The 18237-nt window shown below is 54.3% G+C and carries 11 protein-coding genes; 9 read left to right on the plus strand and 2 right to left on the minus strand.

The features are described 5' to 3' along the window. The first annotated feature begins 23 nt into the window (after nucleotides 1-23). The 7 genes from DQG23_RS36565 to DQG23_RS36600 all read left to right on the plus strand — a co-directional run bounded on the left by DQG23_RS36565 (nucleotide 24) and on the right by DQG23_RS36600 (nucleotide 13057). Complete coding sequence (locus tag DQG23_RS36565) at nucleotides 24-719, plus strand: DUF1961 family protein (RefSeq protein ID WP_113036004.1); 696 nt, start codon at nucleotides 24-26, stop codon at nucleotides 717-719. Nucleotides 720-893: 174 nt separating this feature from the next. After that, nucleotides 894-4115, plus strand: coding sequence for a chondroitinase family polysaccharide lyase (locus DQG23_RS36570; protein ID WP_158560889.1), 3222 nt, complete (start codon nucleotides 894-896; stop codon nucleotides 4113-4115). Nucleotides 4116-4142: 27 nt separating this feature from the next. Then, nucleotides 4143-6386, plus strand: coding sequence for a helix-turn-helix domain-containing protein (locus DQG23_RS36575; protein ID WP_113035991.1), 2244 nt, complete (start codon nucleotides 4143-4145; stop codon nucleotides 6384-6386). A 2029-nt stretch (nucleotides 6387-8415) separates the two neighbouring features. After that, entirely contained in the window at nucleotides 8416-9396 is a 981-nt protein-coding gene (locus tag DQG23_RS36585) for an ABC transporter permease (RefSeq protein WP_113035993.1), read from the plus strand. Nucleotides 9397-9408: 12 nt separating this feature from the next. Continuing rightward, nucleotides 9409-10293: a carbohydrate ABC transporter permease gene (locus DQG23_RS36590; RefSeq protein WP_113035994.1), complete on the plus strand. Its 885-nt coding sequence runs from the start codon at nucleotides 9409-9411 to the stop codon at nucleotides 10291-10293. A gap of 96 nt (nucleotides 10294-10389) precedes the next feature. Then, on the plus strand, nucleotides 10390-12003 hold the full coding sequence (locus DQG23_RS36595; protein ID WP_113035995.1) for an extracellular solute-binding protein: 1614 nt from the start codon (nucleotides 10390-10392) through the stop codon (nucleotides 12001-12003). A gap of 469 nt (nucleotides 12004-12472) precedes the next feature. Then, nucleotides 12473-13057: a type 1 glutamine amidotransferase family protein gene (locus DQG23_RS36600; RefSeq protein ID WP_113035996.1), complete on the plus strand. Its 585-nt coding sequence runs from the start codon at nucleotides 12473-12475 to the stop codon at nucleotides 13055-13057. A gap of 153 nt (nucleotides 13058-13210) precedes the next feature. Here DQG23_RS36600 and pdxR read toward each other — a convergent pair whose 3' ends face one another. After that, the gene (pdxR, locus tag DQG23_RS36605) at nucleotides 13211-14953 is read right to left on the minus strand and encodes a MocR-like pyridoxine biosynthesis transcription factor PdxR (RefSeq protein WP_238178218.1); all 1743 of its coding nucleotides are present in this window, start codon (nucleotides 14951-14953) and stop codon (nucleotides 13211-13213) included. 248 nt (nucleotides 14954-15201) lie between these two features. Between pdxR and hisC the strand changes: the two genes are divergently transcribed. Both hisC and DQG23_RS36620 read left to right on the plus strand, forming a co-directional pair. Beyond that, entirely contained in the window at nucleotides 15202-16275 is a 1074-nt protein-coding gene (hisC, locus tag DQG23_RS36615) for a histidinol-phosphate transaminase (protein WP_113035997.1), read from the plus strand. A 389-nt stretch (nucleotides 16276-16664) separates the two neighbouring features. Beyond that, nucleotides 16665-17009: a GNAT family N-acetyltransferase gene (locus DQG23_RS36620; RefSeq protein WP_238178219.1), complete on the plus strand. Its 345-nt coding sequence runs from the start codon at nucleotides 16665-16667 to the stop codon at nucleotides 17007-17009. 180 nt (nucleotides 17010-17189) lie between these two features. Here DQG23_RS36620 and DQG23_RS36625 read toward each other — a convergent pair whose 3' ends face one another. Continuing rightward, nucleotides 17190-17879: a helix-turn-helix domain-containing protein gene (locus DQG23_RS36625; RefSeq protein WP_113035998.1), complete on the minus strand. Its 690-nt coding sequence runs from the start codon at nucleotides 17877-17879 to the stop codon at nucleotides 17190-17192. Nucleotides 17880-18237: the final 358 nt, after the last annotated feature.

An 18237-nucleotide genomic window follows, 5' to 3' on the forward strand; every position in this document is an offset into this window, starting at 1 on the left:
AGCGGCCTGTGGGCTGCAGCAAAATGCGAAGGGGGAAGCGCACGGTGCCGGATGTACAGAAAAAGCTTGTTTACGAAAATCCGCTCGCATCGGAGAAGGACGTCAGCGGTTTTCGCCTGGAAGGCGAAGCGTCCGTCACTTTTGCAAACGGCCGGATGCGCATGGAAAATAAGCTCGATCCCGAGATCGGGCAAGCGTCGAATTTCGTTTTTTGGTGTCCGGAGGATTTTTCGGCGAATATTGCCGTCACTTGGGAATTTTGGCCGATCCGCGAGCCGGGATTGTGCATGCTGTTTTTTGCCGCGGCAGGCAGACATGGGGAGGACTTGTTCGCGCCTTGGCTGCCTGTCCGAAGCGGGGAGTACCATCACTATCACAGCGGAGCGGTGAACGCTTTTCACGTCTCGTACTTTCGCCGGCGTTATCCGGAAGAGAGGGCGTTCCACACATGCAATCTGCGTAAGAGCTACGGCGCCCATCTCGTTTGCCAAGGGGCCGATCCGATCCCGGATGCGGCGGACGCACAAGGCCCGTACCGGATGGAATTGATCAAGCACGGCAGGGAAATTTCCTTTGCGATAAACGAATTGCCGATTTTCCGCTGGACGGACGACGGCCATTCTTACGGCTCTTTACTTGACGGGGGCAAAATCGGCTTTCGCCAAATGGCGCCGCTTATCGGCGAATATGCGAATTTCAAAGTATACGAGCTGGAGTAGAGGTTGCGGGGACGAGGAGGACAAGAGGCGTTCCAGATGCATTCTGAGAGCGGTATAGCAGACGGAATGCTTACCGGGAAAACAATATGGACCGCCAATCAGCCTCCTAATCGACCGCAGATAAAGCATGTAACTTGTTCATTTTGCCAAAATACGCATGAAGGAGCTTACATCATGACTATATACAGTTTTGAAAGCGGTATCTCGGAAAACATAACCTGCGATGCGGGATCCGTACTGTCGATCAGCGAAAAGCACTTTAAAGACGGTGCAGCGAGCCTTCAGTGGGATTTCGCGGAGGAAGCGTTCCTCTCCGTCAAGGAAGCGATCGGCTATCGGCCGTTCCGGGAAGGCGCAAAAAGCCAAGCGCGCGATTCGTTCGCCGTCTGGATCTATAATAAGGAGCCGCGCCGCGGCAAGCTTGTTTTCGAATTCGGCCGCGGCGCGGAGGTCGACTGCCGGCTCGAGTTTGCGCTCGATTTTCGAGGCTGGCGTACGGTATGGGCCGCATACGAACGGGATATGGAGGGCAATCCGCACCCGGAAATGGATACGCTTACGATCCGGATGCCGAAGGAAGCGGGCTCCGGCACGCTGTTCATCGACCAGCTGATGCTTAATACGCCGATCGATCCGCGCTTCCATACGCGGGATTTTCAGGCAGCCGCCGTCAATATCGGCGCGGATCAGTCCGCCAACGCGCATTGGCTGGCATTGTACGCATTCGAGCAGCTGGAGCCTTACGTAGGCATGTCCGATACGGTGCCGCCCGAGGAAGCGGAAGCGCACGCGCGGATGAACGAAAAATTCGAAGCGCAATATTACGCGGAGAAGCCGGTTACGCAGGCGGATATCGAGCAGCTGCGCGAGCGGTATGCCGGGTACGGTATTGTGCGCGAAGAGGATTCGATCAAAGGCCGGCCTGTCGCGCTTCCGTTTTTCGATCATTTTCCGGGGGAGCAGAAAGAACGGTTAAAGTCGCTTACCGGCAGCGTACAGCTTAGCGAGCTTTGCGAATTTTTGCTGGAGGCGGCTCTTAGCTTCTGTTCTTCCGTTCAAGCGGAGCATAGGGCGGAGCTGCAAGCGATGGTCGTCGATGTGCTCGATCATTTGGACGATCAGGGCTGGACCTATGGAAGCGCACAAGGGACGGTTCACCATTTCGGCTACAATTACCGCGAGTTTTATCCGGCGGCGTTCCTCATGCGCGATATGCTGCGCGAGGCGGGAAGGCTGGAACGGACGCAGCGGACGATGCGCTGGTACAGCGGCGCGGGCCGTATTCATACGCCGCTTGCCGAGATCGAAGGCAATATCGATATTTTCAACACGACGCTGCACGGGATGCTGGCCAGCATCCTGATCATGGACGAATCGCCGCAAAAGGTGCGCGAGCTGCATGCCCTGCGCGAATGGCTCGGCCAATCACTGCTGCCTGCACCCGGCTTGCGCGCCGCCTATAAAATCGACGGCTCGGCGTATCATCACGTCAACCACTATCCGGCATATGCGGTAGGTGGGTTTCAAGGCGTGGCGCCGGTTATGTACGTGCTCAGCGGCACGCCGTACCGGGTCGGGCAACGGGCGCACGAGACGATCCGCAAAGCGCTGCTTGCAATGCGTCTATACAGCAACAAGCGCGAATGGCTGCTCAGCTTGGCTGCGCGGCATCCTACAGGCAAATGGGCGCTCGATCCGGAGCCGTTCGCCTATATAGCGCTTTCCGGAACGCCTGACGGCGCGAAAGCGCTGGACGAAGAAGTCGCTGCCGCTTATATGAGGCTTTTGGAGCCGGGAGAGCGGACGGAGTCCGATGCCGCAAGGCGCTTCCAGGAGGCGGGCATAACGCCGGAAGCGGATCCTAACGGACATTGGACGATGAATTACGCGGCGCTTGTCATTCACCGGCGCGGCTGCTGGCTGGCCGCGATGCGCGGGCACAGCCGTTATTTATGGGCGAACGAAACGTATGTGAGCGCGAATTTATACGGCCGGTACATTTCGCACGGTCATTTGCAAATTATGAGCCAGGGCGATCCGGTAAATAACGAAGATAGCGGCTACCGGCAGGAAGGCTGGGATTGGAACCGGTGGCCGGGGACGACCGCGATGCGCAAGCCGATCGGCGAGCTTCGCTCCGACGTTCGCAACGTCGATACGTTCAGCGGCTTCGAGGAAATGCTGCTGTCCGACGAGACCTATGCGGGAGGCTTGCATTTGGAGGGCCGCAACGGCATGTTTGCGATGAAGCTGCACGAGCATCCGAAATATGAAGGGAGCCACCGCGCGCGCAAATCGGCATTTTTCTTCGAAGATATGATCGTTTGCCTCGGTACGGATATCGAAAACGCAAACGAAGCATATCCGGTCGATACGACGCTTTTTCAAGCCCATATGCCTATCTATGGCGATCCGATTTGGGTGAACGGGCCCGAAGCGGTCCGTACGTTCCCGTACTTCCAGAAGATGCAATTAGACAACCCGGCATGGATTATGGACAATAAAGGAAACGGGTACTACGTAGCCGCGGGACAAACGCTGTCGCTGTCGAAAACGACGCAGCATTCCAAGCATCAGGCGACCGGAGCGGATACGGCGGGCGATTTTGCCGCAGCATGGCTGGAGCATGGCCATGCCCCTCGCAACGGCAGCTATGAATATGCCGTATTGGTCGGGACGGATGCGGAGCGGGCGGAAGCCTTTTGCAAGCGCATGCAGTCTCCGGAAACCGCTGGGTACAAAGTGCTGCGCCAGGACCGTACGGCGCATGCCGTCCGGGACGAGGGCAGCCGCACGACCGGCTATGCGCTGTTCGAGGCGGACGCGCGCATCGATACGGGGCATATAGCCGCCGTCGATACGCCGTCGATGGTTTTGATCCGCGAAGCCGATGACGGCAGGCTGATCGTGAGCGCGGTCGATCCCGACTTGCGCCTGTACGAGGGCGTCGAACCGGATCAATACGATGAGGACGGCGTACAGAAGGAAGTGAGCGTCTACTCGCGGAAATGGGTGCATGCGGAAAGCATCCCCGCCACGATGCGCCTGACGCTGTATGGCGGCTGGGCGCTGGCGGAAGGCGCGGACGGCGGAGGCTTACACGCTGGAAGCGATGAGGAAGGTGCTGGCGGAGAAGGCCTGCAAGCCGGAAGCGATGTTGAAGGTACGGGCGGAGAAGGCCAACACGCTGGAAGCGATACGGAGGGTGCGGGTAAAGAAAGCCTGCAAGCCGGAGCTGATGTAGAAGGACCGGGCGGTGGCGAACGACGAGGCGAAGGCGCGGACTGGCATGTCCGGATCATAGAAAGCAATGGGTCTCACACTGTAATCGAGCTGTACTGCCGCGACGCGATGCCTCGCGAGTTCGTACTGGTCAAGGCTTCGAGAACAAGTTGATATCGCTATAGAAACGGGGGCGAAGAGATGAAAGCGGCGATTAATCGGCTGCCGGTTTTTTACCGGTATCTATTGTCATATTTGGCGCTGTTCTTGCTGCCGCTGCTGTTTCTGGGAATGACGGGTTACTACCAGCTGGCCGCTATCGTCGGCGGCGAGGTGGAACGAAATAATCAGGCGCTGCTCGATAAGCTGCAGGACGAAGTGGATCAGAAGCTTATTTTGATGAACCGCATCGCGGGGCAGATTACAAGCGCTCCGGAGTTGTCGCCATATTTGCTGACGCATGATTCTTACAATGTCTATCAGGGCAAAAAAGTATTGGAAGGCAAGGTTGTCGACGACAGCATCCGGGAAATCGCTTTGCATATACGCGGCGAGGACTATTTGTTTTCATCCCAAAGCATTTATAAGGTGGGGGAATTCGTCGGGCAATTTTACAAATATCCCGATTGGCCGGCGAACCGGTTCGAGAGCGACCTGAACAGCCTGACCGGTCCGCAGCTGCGTCCGGCCGAGAGCGTCAAGATCGAAGGCATTCCCGATCAGCGCCTCATCACTTACGTCGTGCCGATTCCGATCAACAGCCAGCATCCGTACGGAACGGTGCTCTTCCTGCTGAAGGAAGAGGAGCTGCTGAAAGGGATCAAGCTCGACTTATCGCTGCCAGAGGGCAACGCCGTCGTATTCGATCAGAAAGGAAACGTCGTAGCGGCGCAAAAGCAAGCCGAGTACTTGAAGGACGCTTCTTTTTACGACAAAATCATAAGCGGCGATCCTTCTTACAGCGTCATGACGATCAAAGGCAGCAAGTATGCGGTTTCCGTCCAGAAGTCGGACAAAAGCGCATTTACTTACGTCACCTTGCTGCCCAAGTCGGCCTTGGTCGCGCCGATCAATCACGCGATTTGGCAGTGGATAAGCCGGATGGGGGTCATTTTTATAGCGGGCTGCGCGCTCGTTTATTTGCTCATGATGTTCAACTACAATCCGGTCAAAAGACTTGCGACGCTCGTCGAAGCGATTCGCGGCCAATCAATCCGCAGGGCGAACGAATTCGATGCGATCGGCAGCGTCATTCACGACATGGCCGATTCGAACCGCAGCTTGGGCCGCAAGCTGGAGCAAAACCGCTCCGCAATCAAGGAGCATTTGCTCGGGAGCTTGCTGAAGGGCGAGCTGGAGTCGCGCGAAGCGTTCAACGAACGGGGCGTCGAAGTCGGCGTCGTGCTGCCGCATGCAGAAACGGCCGTGATGATGCTGGAGTTCCCCGGGTCCCTTGCGCCGTACAAAGAGCAGCTGATCGTGGAAACGGAGCGGCAGTTCGTCGACGTCGTGAGCGGTTATTGCAAGGACAGCCTGGAAGAGCGGCGGGCGATGTTTATTTTGTCGGTGGGCTGCTCGCCTGAAGCTTGGAGGACGTGGCTGGACGGCGTGCACGAGCATTTGTCCGCCGTTTTCCAGGCGCCGATCGCAATGGGCGTCGGCAACCGTTACGCGGAGCCGGCGCAAGTGGGGCGCTCCTATTTGGAGGCGTCGACGGCGATCGATTATAAGCTGATCAAAGGCAATCAACGGGCGATATACTTTGACGAGCTGATGGCGCATGACCATGCGAACGTACTGAATCCGAGGCGGGTACTCGAGGATTTGGATATCGTGCTGCAGCACGGCAACGCCGGCCGTATCGCGGATGCGGTCCATCAGATCGCCATGCGGATGAAGCAGAGCGGGCTTACCTTATTTATCGCGCGGGAGCTTTGCTACGACATGATCCGCAAGTTTACCGCCTTCACCGAAAAACGCAGCCCCGGAAGCGGCGCAAGCGGGAGCTTCCCCGACGTGCTGACGCTGACGGATTATACGACGCTGGACGAAATCGCCGACCTGCTTACGACCGCATGCGCGACCTTGTGCAATTCCCTAGAGGCGCGCAAGCCGGCTTCGTCGGCGGCGCTGATCGAGCAAATCATGCCTTATATTTCGCAGCATTACGGCGAATCCGATTTCTCGGTGCAGAAAATTGCGGATCATTTTTCGCTTTCCTTGTCTTATTTGAGCCGTTATTTCAAGGAACAGACCGGCCGGACGATCATGGATTACTTGAACGAGCTTCGCATCGACCAGGCCAAGCACTTGCTTCGCACGAACGACGAGTCGGTCAAGGAGATCGTTCAGCAGGTCGGCTACTACGACGTGTCGAGCTTTATCCGCAAGTTCAAGCAATCGGTCGGCGTAACGCCCGGCGAGTACCGCAAGCAGCACCGCTAGCGGCTTGGCGCTTCTGCCGCCGCGGTTTGGGGCCGTGCCCCGGCAGGATGGGGCTCCAATCGCCGCAGGATGAGGCTCCAAAGGCCGCGGGACGGGGTTCCAATCGCGGGGGCTCCAAATGCCGCAGGATGGGGCTCCAAACGCCGCGGGACGGGGCTCCAATCGTCGCAGGATAGGGCTCCAAACGCCGCAGGATGGGGCTCCAAACGCCGCAGGATGAGGCTCCAAATATGCCGCGGGAGGGGGTTCCAAACGCTGCAGGATGGGGCTCTAAACGCCGCAGGATGGGGCTCCAATCGCCGCGGTTTGGTGCTTCTAACCACCTGCAGCGGGCAGTTTTTACTGAAGCAATTGCAAGCTGGTGGACGAATAGGAGCCCCTGGAGTCTATAGTAGACGATCAAGTCGGAACTATGAATTGATGAAGTTTGGTTACTGAAGCAAAAACTTGCTTTAGGAAAAAATCTACACGTCCTGCACGGGTAACTGAAATAGTGAATAAAACCTCACTCTTAATGAGGCAAACCTCATTATTTCAGCGGTAAAACTTCCGTTCAATGCAACTAGTGAGGAGAAGCTAACTATCAATAAGTTTTTCCTCACTAATAGTTGCGTTTTCCTCATTACCCCTCCAAAACACGGTTTCTTGATGAGAAACAGTAAGGTTTGCCTCACTAATAGTTGGCTTTTCCTCATTGTTCTTCAGAACAAGTGTAATAGGCAGTACGGAGTACGTCTTTGAAGCTTCCGATTGTTCAACACGTTCGTTAATCAAGCCGCGATATTACTTACTAATCTAAGGTTTGAGAGTTGAAAGAAGGTTGCTTTGCCCTAGCAAGAGCTTTTCCAAGACTTTTTTTGTTAAAATCACCCGTAAGTGGCAGCGGAGGGGGAGAGGAGCAATATTTGTTGCTTGGTTAACGGTTCCCCTCATTTCCCTCGTTCGTTGCGACTCCAGTCCCTTAGCCGACCTCAACATGCCGCTTCGTATTAGCTAATTCCCCCTTTACTTCTCCTGTGCCGCTTATAATAAACAGACATATTCTTGTCTCCCCCACGCCCTCAAACGAGCTAATCCCGTAATTCGATTTTGCCCACTTGGAGCGGGGGTATTGCCTTTGTTTGCCTCTCCAGTCCGAAAAAACCCACTTACAGAGTGGTTTTTAGAATCTTCCTGTGAATAACCTCACTCCAAGCGGGCAAAATCGGACTCCAGCACAACAGCGAGTATTCCAAGCCACTCCAAGTGGGCAGAATCGGACTCCAGCACAACACTGAGCATTCTCCGTTTCTCAAAGTGGGCAAAATCGGACTCCAGCAACTCGCCTTATCTATCGGTATGTGGTTTTCACCGCTCAGCAATAGCGTCAGACAAACGAAGGAGACTTCAGTCGCTTAACCTGACACATTGGGGAGACTGCGTGCGCCTCGTGCCGCACCTTCCTTCATCGAGCCGAGCCCGTCTTCCGCCTACCACGCCCGACCTCCGCGAGCCACGCCTGTTCGCCGCCTACCACGTCCATCCTCTGCGAGCCGCGCCCATCCGCCGCCTACCACGCCCGTCCTCCGTGAGCCGGCGCCCCCGCCTGCCGCCTGCCACGTCCGTCCGCCGCGAGCCGCCCCCGCCGCCGCGAGCCGCGCCCGTCCGCCGCGAGCCGCGCCCGTCCTCCGCCAGCCACGTCCGTCCGCCGCGAGCCGCGCCCGTCCTCCGCCAGCCACGTCCGTCCTCCGCCAGCCATGCCTGTCCTCCGCGAGCCGCGCCCGTCCGCCGCGAGCCGCGCCTGTCCGCCGCCTGCCACCGCCGCCAACTTGTCTTGCCAGCTCGCCGGCGATGTGCTTTTTTCGCATATAGGCAGGTCAATTATGGCTCATCGCGCCCCAAAAAACGCGCCGAATAAGGAAATATCAATTCTCGCACAGCCGGTTTAGCGATCTCGCTTATATACGCTGCCGGGGAAGAGGTGCTACAACATTATCATGAATGCGATTTCAACACGAGATTGACATCAAGCGGAGGTGAACGAACAAACATGTCACAACCTATCGATATGACTAACGCAAGTATGGCGGCTAAGCAAGGAAACAGTCCGGCGACCAGAAGCGCATTTGCGAGGAAAGTCAAACGGATTGTGCGCAACTACGACTTGTATCTGCTGTTTTTGCCGACGCTCGCCTACTTTATTATTTTTCATTACGCTCCAATGTATGGCCTGCAGATCGCTTTTAAAAACTTCAATCCAGTCAAAGGCTTCTCCGGCAGCCCTTGGGTAGGCTTCGACAATTTCGAGCGGTTTTTCGAGTCGTATCAGCTCACCACGATCATAAAGAACACGCTGGGCATCAGCATTTACGAGCTGCTTGTATCGTTTCCGGCGCCGATCATTCTTGCGCTTATGATCAATCAGCTGACAAGCGAGCGTTTCAAGCGATTCGTGCAAACGGTTACTTACGCGCCGCATTTTATTTCCACGGTGGTCGTCGTCGGTATCGTATATTTGCTTCTTTCGCCCAAAACAGGCGCTGTGAACAGCTTCCTCGGATTGTTCGGCGTCGAGCCGATCTTCTTTATGGGGAGCCCGGAATGGTTTAAAACGGTTTTCGTGTTTTCCGGCGTTTGGCAAAGCGTAGGCTGGGGGACGATCATTTATCTTGCGGCGCTGACCGCGGTCAATCCCGATTTGCACGAGGCGGCGACGGTGGACGGAGCGACGAAGCTGCAGCGCGTCATCCATATCGATATTCCTTCGATTATGCCGACCGTCATCATTATGCTGATCATGAACATGGGACATATGATGAGCGTTGGTTTCGAGAAGGTGTACCTGATGCAAAACCAGCTCAACGTCGATTCCTCGGAAACGATCCAAACCTACGTTTACAAGGCGGGTCTTGTGCAGGCGCAATACAGCTACGCTTCGGCGATCGGGCTTTTTAATACCGTTATTAATTTCATCCTGCTGATCAGCGTAAACAAAATCGCAAAATCGCTGAAACAGACAAGCTTGTGGTAAGGAGGAGAAGCGATGAAGCATGTAAGAACGAGGGCGGATCTCCTATTCGACATATGCAACTACGGGCTCATCTCGATTCTGGTGATTCTCGTCCTGTATCCGCTTTATTTTGTCGTGACCGCTTCCATCACGGATCCGAATCTCATTTATTCCGGAAAGCTGCTGTTTTTCCCGGAGCAGGTGACGTGGGAAGGGTATAAAAGATTGTTCGCCGAACCGTCGATTTGGCTTGGCTTTCGAAATTCGTTATGGTATACGGTGACGGGTACCGCAATCAATATCGTGCTTACGATCACGGCGGGCTACACGTTGTCGAGATCGGATCTGGTCGGCCGTAATTTCTTCATGTTTCTGCTTGTGTTTACGATGTTTTTTGGCGGCGGGCTCATTCCGACTTACCTGCTAGTCAAAGATTTGGGTATGCTGAATACGACATGGGCGATGATTCTCCCGAATGCGGTTTCCGTGTTCAACGTCATTATCGTGCGGACGTTTTTTCAGTCCAACGTGCCGGGAGAGCTGCTCGAATCGGCGCAAATGGACGGCTGCTCGAACTGGAAGTTCTTTTATAAAATCGCGGTTCCGCTCGCGCTGCCGATCGTGGCGGTCATGGTGCTGTTTTACGCCGTAGGCCACTGGAATTCGTACTTCCAAGCGCTCATTTATTTGAAAAGCAACAGCCTGCAGCCGCTGCAGACGATTCTGCGCAACATTCTCATCATGAACGAAGGCTCCGACCTGCAGGACATGCTGGACGGCTCGCAAGAGCAGCAGAAAAAAATGGAGCTGATGAAATACGGCATCATTATCGTATCCAGTTTGCCGATGCTCATTTTGTATCCGTTTCTCCAGAGGTTCTTCGTCAAAGGCGCGCTGGTCGGTTCCCTGAAAGGGTAAACGCGGCCGCGGCCGCTTGCCATAATGATTAAACTTTTTTCCTGAAGTACAACCGTTTCTCGAAATGTTTCAGCACAAAGAGAGGGGACTACGCACATGAACAAAAAATGGCCGATTACCGCATTGGCGCTCACCGTTTTGACTGCAGGGCTTGCAGGCTGCGGCGGAGCGAAGGAGGAAGGTTCCAAGGAAGAGGGCAAGCAGGGTTCCGAAGCGCCCGCTAACGTGAATGCTACCGATTTCCCGATCGTGAAGGAAAAGCTGAACTTAAACATCGCTGCCTTCAAGCCGCCTTCAGGGAAAGATTTGAACGACTACAAAATTTTCAAGGATATCGAAGAAAAAACGAATATCCACATCAATTGGGATTTGACGCCGGGCAGCAGCTGGAACGAGAAAAAGAACCTGCTGTTTGCAGGCGGCGAGCTGCCGGACGCTTTTTATGCGCATGGGATCTTGAGCGAGGACACCGATATCGTCAAATATGGCTCGCAGGGCATTCTCATTCCGCTTGAGGAACTGATCGATAAGTACGCGCCGAACGTGAAGAAGCTGCTCCAGGACAATCCGACTTACAAAAAGCAGCTGACGGCGCCGGACGGCCACATTTATTCGCTTCCGACGATCGACGAGGGTTATTCGCGGACGAAGTCCACGATGTTCATCAACAAAAAATGGCTCGACGAGCTGAAGCTGCCGATGCCGACGACGACCGACGAGCTGTACCAGACGCTGAAAGCGTTTAAAGACAATGATCTCGGCGGCAACAGCAAAAAAGATCAAATTCCTCTTTCCTTCCTGCAAAACTGGAATAGCGACGTGAACTCCTTCTTCGGCGCCTTCGGACGTATCGACCGCGACGTGCATAAGGTCGGCAACAACCATCTGTCCGTCGAGAACGACAAAGTGGTTTACACGGCCGTGCTGCCGGAATACAAGGAAGCGATTCAATATTTCAACAAGCTGTTTGCGGAAGGCCTCGCGGATCAGGAAAGCTTCACGCAGGACACCAAGGTGCTGAACGCCAAAGAAAGCAAAGGGCTTGTCGGCGTTACGTTCAACTGGAACCCTGCGAATCAGGACTACGTATCGCTGCCGCCGCTTAAAGGGCCGAACGGCAAAGAGCCGGTCTGGGCGGAGTATGCAAACGGCATTTTGCTTAGAGCTTCGTTCGCCATTACAAGCAAAAACAAGCATCCGGAAGCGACGATGCGCTGGATCGACTATATGTACGACCCTAAGATTTCGATGCAATTCAGCAGAGGCGTCATCGGCGGCGACAGTTTGAAAGAACGCACCGACGGCAAATTCGATGCCATTCCGCTTCCGCAAGGCGGCAATGAAGAGGAGTTCAAGCAGGTTCCGCCTACGGCGTATTCCGTTTGGGCCCTGACGAAGCCCGTATATGACATGATGGTGACGGAGCCGGGCAAGGTTCGTTCCAAAATCGACATCGACAATGTGTACGGAAAGTATCTGGTCGACAATGCGTTCCCGAAAACGTACTTCACGGCTGAAGAAAGCGATCAAATTTCCCGCTACCTGACCGACATCGACTCTTACGTGAGCAAAATGTACGCCAAATGGATGATGTCCGGCGGCATTGATAAGGAATGGGACGAGTACGTGAAGAAGCTGAACGACATGGGTCTTGAAAAAATGATGAAAATATACCAGCAGGCATACGATCGCTATAAAACTACCAAGTAAGTACAGTTTTATCGCGGGACAAGCTGCCGTTCTTTCTCCGGCTGGAGAGGGACGGCGGCTTTTTGGCGTTTGGACGGGGGCGGCGGCAGGGTAAAGGCATGGGTCGAAACTGCGGTTAGCCGAAGCCGCGAGCGTTAGGAAGTGCTGCATGTCCGGCATTGCCGGTGCCACAGTATTATGGGGGGCGGCGGATTACCGGTCGATCATAAGAGAATACCCCGAAGGTCTAAGCGTTAGAATGGGCAGACAAGCATAACATGCATCCATTGTCTCCCGATTCATGGACGGCATGCGGCCGATCATCGTCATGTTGCGTCAAAAACCGTACGCGGAAGCTGCATTCTAGCCGGAGCGAATATCGCCAAATCTTTCTTTCATTTCACTGATCGTACATGTCGGGGATGATCCGTTATACTTGTATGCAGGGAATACATAATGACGATCATCAACCTTAAAGGAGTGTTAGCGGATGAAAGAAGTTTTGCTGCTTATTACGGACGGTTTTGCGGATTGGGAGGCGAGTTATGTCAGTGCGGAGCTTAATAAGCCGACTACGGGATTTAAGGTCAAGACGATTGCGATCGATAAAGAGCCTAAAACGTCGATGGGCGGCTTGAGTGTATTGCCCGATTTCGAGATAGGCGGGTTTGCCGTTCATGCGGATGTGGCCATGCTTATCATTCCGGGCGGCACCGGCTGGAATGAAGAGAAGGGACAACTAATCCAAACGCTCGTCGGCGATTGTTTGGATAAAGATATTCCCGTTGCGGCCATATGCGATGCGACGACATTTCTAGGCAATCATGGTTTTCTCGACCATGTCAAGCATACAGGCAATACGTTAGAGTATCTAAAAGCGAGAGCACCCCGGTATAAGGGGGACGATCATTATGTAAACGCGCAGGCAGTCAGCGACAGATTGCTTATTACGGCGAACGGCAGCGGTGCGGTGGAATTTTCCAGGCATATTTTGGCCAAATTACAGGTTTATGACGAGCAGCAGTTGAACGAGTGGTACGGGACATTTAAGAATGGTATTATTTCTGAAAAATAGGCTTGTCTCCAATCGACAGGTTCGGTATTTTGGGCAGGGGACTGAACGAATCATACCGGCATGCGCCTCTGCCCTTCACAATCGCGACTTTCCTTCCGCCAATTCCCCTTCTCGTCGCAAGTCGGCTGTATCGCCTCATACGATGGGACCCATTTAATCCCGCCAAACATCGGCCAGCCGAACGATGCCCTCGCGGATATGCTCGGCAGACAAGCCGCCAAAGCCGAGAAGTACGGTGGACGGCGGAACCAGACCGGGAACGAGCGCATAGGTCGAAGTCGGATAAACAGCCACTCCGGCCTGTTTGGCGCGTGCAATCAATTGCGCCTCGTCGAGACCGTTATGCATGCGAATCAGTATGTGCAGCCCCGAGTCTGCGCCGATTACTTCCATATCCTCCGGCATATGTTGGCGAATCGCTTGCAGCAGTATGTCACGCTTACGTTGATATAAGCTGCGCATTTTGCGCATGTGCCGTTCGAAATCGCCGGCTTGCATGAACAACTGCAGCGTTTTTTGCAGGATCGGCGAAGCCAACTGGTCGTAGCTATGCCGCATGAGCCTGAATCGTTCGAGCAGCATCGGCGGCAATACCAAGTAGCTGATCCGGAACGAAGGCGTCAGCACTTTCGAAAACGTGCCGACATAAACGACGCGCCCGCCGTTGTCGAGCCCTTGCAGTGAAGGGATCGGTTTGCCGCCATAACGGAATTCGCCGTCATAATCGTTTTCGATAATGTACGCTTGCTGTTCTTGGGCCCATTTGAGCAGCCGGATCCGTTTGCCCGCAGATAAGGTCATGCCGAACGGAAACTGGTGCGAAGGGGTTACGTATACGGCCTGCGCGCCGCTTTCGTATACATCCTCGAGCTTTATGCCGTCGGCTTCCAATCGAAGGGGGCGGCATTCGAAGCCATGTTGGCCAAGCAGCGCTTTGGTACCTGCGTTTACGGCATCCTCGGAGGCGATGGTCTTTACCTCATCCCGCAGCAGCTGAAACAGCAAATCCAAGGAATGATACGTTCCCGCGCCGATGATAATTTGCTCCGGCGTACAATGGACGCCGCGGATTTGACGCAGGTAAGAAGCGATTTCAACCCGCAGCTCCGGCTCCCCTTGCAAATCCCCGTAAAGAAACACCTTCCGGTTCTCCGGCCAAAAGCAGCGGTTCATCAGCCTTCGCCATTTATGAAACGGAAAGCTCGCCAAGTCGATGCTGCCGTAACCGAAGTCATAGCTTACCGGTTCGTCCGGCGAAGCGTGATAAGCGCGGGGAGGCGAAACGGGAACCGTGCCGGTTCCGTGCGGCTGCGTCGTGCGGTGAGGAGAAGCGTCGCTGACGGTGCCTGGCGCGGTCACGGGCGGTTGAGCGTTCCCGGAAACCGGCCCTGCCGGGGAAGCGTTACTGCCGGTGCCGGGTAAGGCATAAAGAGACTGAGCGCGTCCGAAAACTGGCCCCGCTGGAGAAGCGCCGCTGCCGGTGCCCGCTGCGGCATAAGGCTGCCGAACGTGCCCGAAATCGGCCTCCGTCGGAGAAGCGCCGCTATCGGTACCGGGTTCGCTAATGCGCGGCTGCAGCCGATCGAATGCCGAACCGCTGGCGGCGAATGCAGCATGCCATTCTGCGGCAGGGGCCGGCGTATAAGGCTCCAGCTGTGCGGCATAGAGTCCGCTCCTCGGCTTGCTTTTCACATAACCCTCAGCAACCAATTGCTCATAAGCCAGCGCTATAGGCGTGCGGCTGATCCCGAAGCTGGCCGCAAGAAAACGAATGGACGGCAGCTTCGTTTCCGGCCGGATGCGGCCGCTAGCGATTTCGCCGCGGATATAGGAATAAATTTGCATGTAAAGCGGATTGTCCGAAGTCTCATCTAGCTTGAAGGTGAGGTCAAGCATTTGCTTCCCTCCTGGATTTACGTACCAAATGTAATCTGTCATTTGAAAATATTCGTTTCTGTGCATTTAGAGAATGACAATTTTAGCTTACTGTAAGGGTATCATCCCGTTCGGCAAAAGGGAAGAGCGGGACGAAACGGCATGCGGCCAACCGACTGCCGTCATGCAGGAAAACACCGTGCGCTGGGAGCTCCGTACCGAGCGAAAGAGGATATCGCCCCAGCAGCCGATTAGAGGAGGATTTCACGATGAGCTTGATATTGCCGCATATCGAACGAATGGCCGCTTATGAAGCGGGAGATTACTTGGAAGCGGGGGGAGAAGCGCTTAAGCTGAACCAGAACGAAAGCCCGTATCCGGCCTCTCCGAAGGTGCTTGAAGCGCTGCGGGGCATAACGGAAGAAGAGCTCCGCCGTTATCCGGACGGGAGAAGCGGGCAGCTTCGCTCGGCATTGGCTTCCCGGTTTAATGTTGAAGAGTCGCAAGTGTTCTGCGGGAACGGTTCGAGCGAAATCATCGCGCTGCTGTTCAAGCTGATGATCGCGCCGGACAGCCGGGTGGAGATTCCGGACCCGTCATTTATGCTCTACCATACGGCTGCAGCCGTCAATCGGATCGAGGTCGTTCCAGTACCGGCGGACGAAGATTTCTCGATCGACCTGGACAGGCTGGGCGAAAGCGGCGAGCAAGCCATCGTGTTGGTAAATCCGCATGCGCCGACAGGCCGTCTGCTGCCTGCGGAAGGCATCGAGCGGCTGCTTCAGCGATTCCGGGGGCTCGTCATCGTGGACGAAGCGTACATCGATTTTGCCGTTCCCGGCGCTTCCGTGCTGCCATTGATCGGGCGTTATTCGAATTTGGTCGTCGTGCGGACATTTTCCAAATCGTATGCGCTTTGCGGGGCGCGGGTCGGCTTTTGCGTTGCGGATGCAGCGGTCGTCGCCGCGCTCGATAAGGGCAGGGACGTTTTCAACATAAATGCGGTCAGTCAGAAGCTGGCGCTAGCTGCGCTAGAGGATGAAGCTTACATGCAACATACCGCGGAAGCGGTCAGGAGGACTCGGGAATCGTTTTGCCGCGAGCTGGCGGAGCTTGGCTTCGATTTCATCCCTTCCCAAACGAATTTCGTTCTTTGCGGCCCGCCGGCGCGGAGCGGAGCGCTAACGGCCCGCCAGCTATACGACAAACTTCAGGAGAGCGGCATTTACGTAAGGTACCTGAAACACCCGCGCCTCGTCGACAAATTACGTATTTCGATCGGAACGGACGAGGAAATGGAACGAGTGCTTAAAGAGCTGCGGCGATTGACAGGGCAGGGATGAGTGACGATTATGTAAAGCGCCGGAATGAAACGCATCTTGTGTAACAAGCTGGCATCTCGTTCTAGGCGAACGAATGGGATGGAAGCGGTGATTTTCCCGTGCGGGAACGAACGGTTAGAACCGTTCTTCACCTTGACTGGTTGCGATTCCGTTGAAATAATATTGACGAACGCCTGATTGTTTGTCTACGGCGTGCCAATATCGAAACGGAGGGGCCAACATGAACGGAAAGGTCGAGTTATGCCGGATGGAACAGCGGCATATTCCTGAAATCCGAGACTGCTTTGATGAAGCGGGCATTCGTAAGCCGGACGGTTATTTTGAGAACTGCTTGCTCGAAAATGAACAAAACAAACGCGTCACGCTCCTCGGTTACGTAGAAGGACAGTTTGCCGGAGCTTTTGCATATCCGCTACTTTTCGCATTACCCGCCCTTCCGTGAACAGCGTATTCCGGAAGTTAATGATCTGAACGTGCTTCCCCAGTATCGAAAGCAAGGCGTAGCTACCAAGCTTATCGAAGAGTCGGAGCGGATCGTCGCGGAGCAGTACGACACGATCGGCATTGGCTTCGGCTTGTACAAAGACTACGGCAACGCACAGCGTTTGTATGGAAGGCTCGGCTATGTTCCTGACGGGAACGGCATTTATTACAATAATCAGCCGGTCGTACCCGGCAGCATGGTGCGTGCCGATGACGATCTTGTCTTGTATTTGACTAAAAAAGTACGTTGAAGTTTCAGGCGGGTGCCGTATCGTGCAGCCGCTTTTTTTCAAAATATAATCTCACCTATCAAGAGCTTATGTATCAACGGTAAATGCGCGCGTCCCAGCTTATCTTAAGAAGTGTCGCTTTCTTCGAAAGCGTTCAGGACAATGACGCTGTTTATCCTTATTTTGGCCGATTGTGTTCGGTTAGGGATTGCCGGGCTGATTATCTTTCGTTTTTGAGAAGTTAGGGAGTGTGTAGTACATGACCCTTTTACCGTTAGAAGAGGGAATCAGCTCGCCTTCGCTCGCAAATCTTTTCAGCCAGACTACTGCCGTACTGTTGCTGACTTTAAAGGCCTCTGCCACCTCACAGGGTTTTATTCTCCCTTCCGTATTCATTGCCAGTTGGATGATCAGTTGCTTACGGAGCTTCCACGGGTTGGCTTCATCGGAAGTAAATCCATGCTGCATGATTGCAAACCAATGACCGATTGCTTGCTTAATCTGCCTTTGGCACATGTAAGACCTTTTCTCGACTTGGTTGGAAGAAAAGCGAAGCAATAGCCAGCCGGATAAGACAAGATCGTTTTGACGGGATAAATGATCGTCGAAATCGCCGGGAGAAATATCGCGTGCATGCGTCGTATAGCCGTCGATTTCCATAAGCAGTCTTACACCGCCTTTGATGTAAACAAAGTCGACAAAGCGCTGACCTCCCTTGAAGTCTTTTAGCGGATATTCCGCCTTCAAACCGTAGAAATTATTCTGAAAAGCGGGACCCCATACCTCGGTTAAAAACATTAGCTCCGATTTTCCCAGCTTATTTCTGTAAAGCCCTTTAAGTGAAGCCTCTTGCTCGAAATGCTCGATAAACCTTGCCAAATTAGGATGCATCCTCGTCCCCTCCCAGCATTAATGGTGCAAAAATACGCAAAAAAACCCGCTGCAGAATTAGTCTGCATGCGGGGTGTGCTTCACTCCGGAAACTTGCTTGATGATTTGTATTCTAATTGAAAAAAGGTTGTGTAGCAAGTTCCATTTTTGCGTCGAACGAAAATTTTTTACGGAATGTTATCTTTTCGGCGGCGAAGGAACAACTAATGAGTCTAGACTCATTATCAGTGAGCCTAGACTTATTAAATGCCGGCTACCTATGTACGAAAGGAGCAATAGTAAGGTAAACGAAACTCCCTCTGTTCGTAGCGGTTTTCTCACGAATGCTCGCTCATTCGCAGGATTTCATCATATCTTG

Source organism: Paenibacillus contaminans (assembly GCF_003285015.1).
GTDB classification, from domain to species: Bacteria; Bacillota; Bacilli; order Paenibacillales; family NBRC-103111; genus Paenibacillus_V; species Paenibacillus_V contaminans.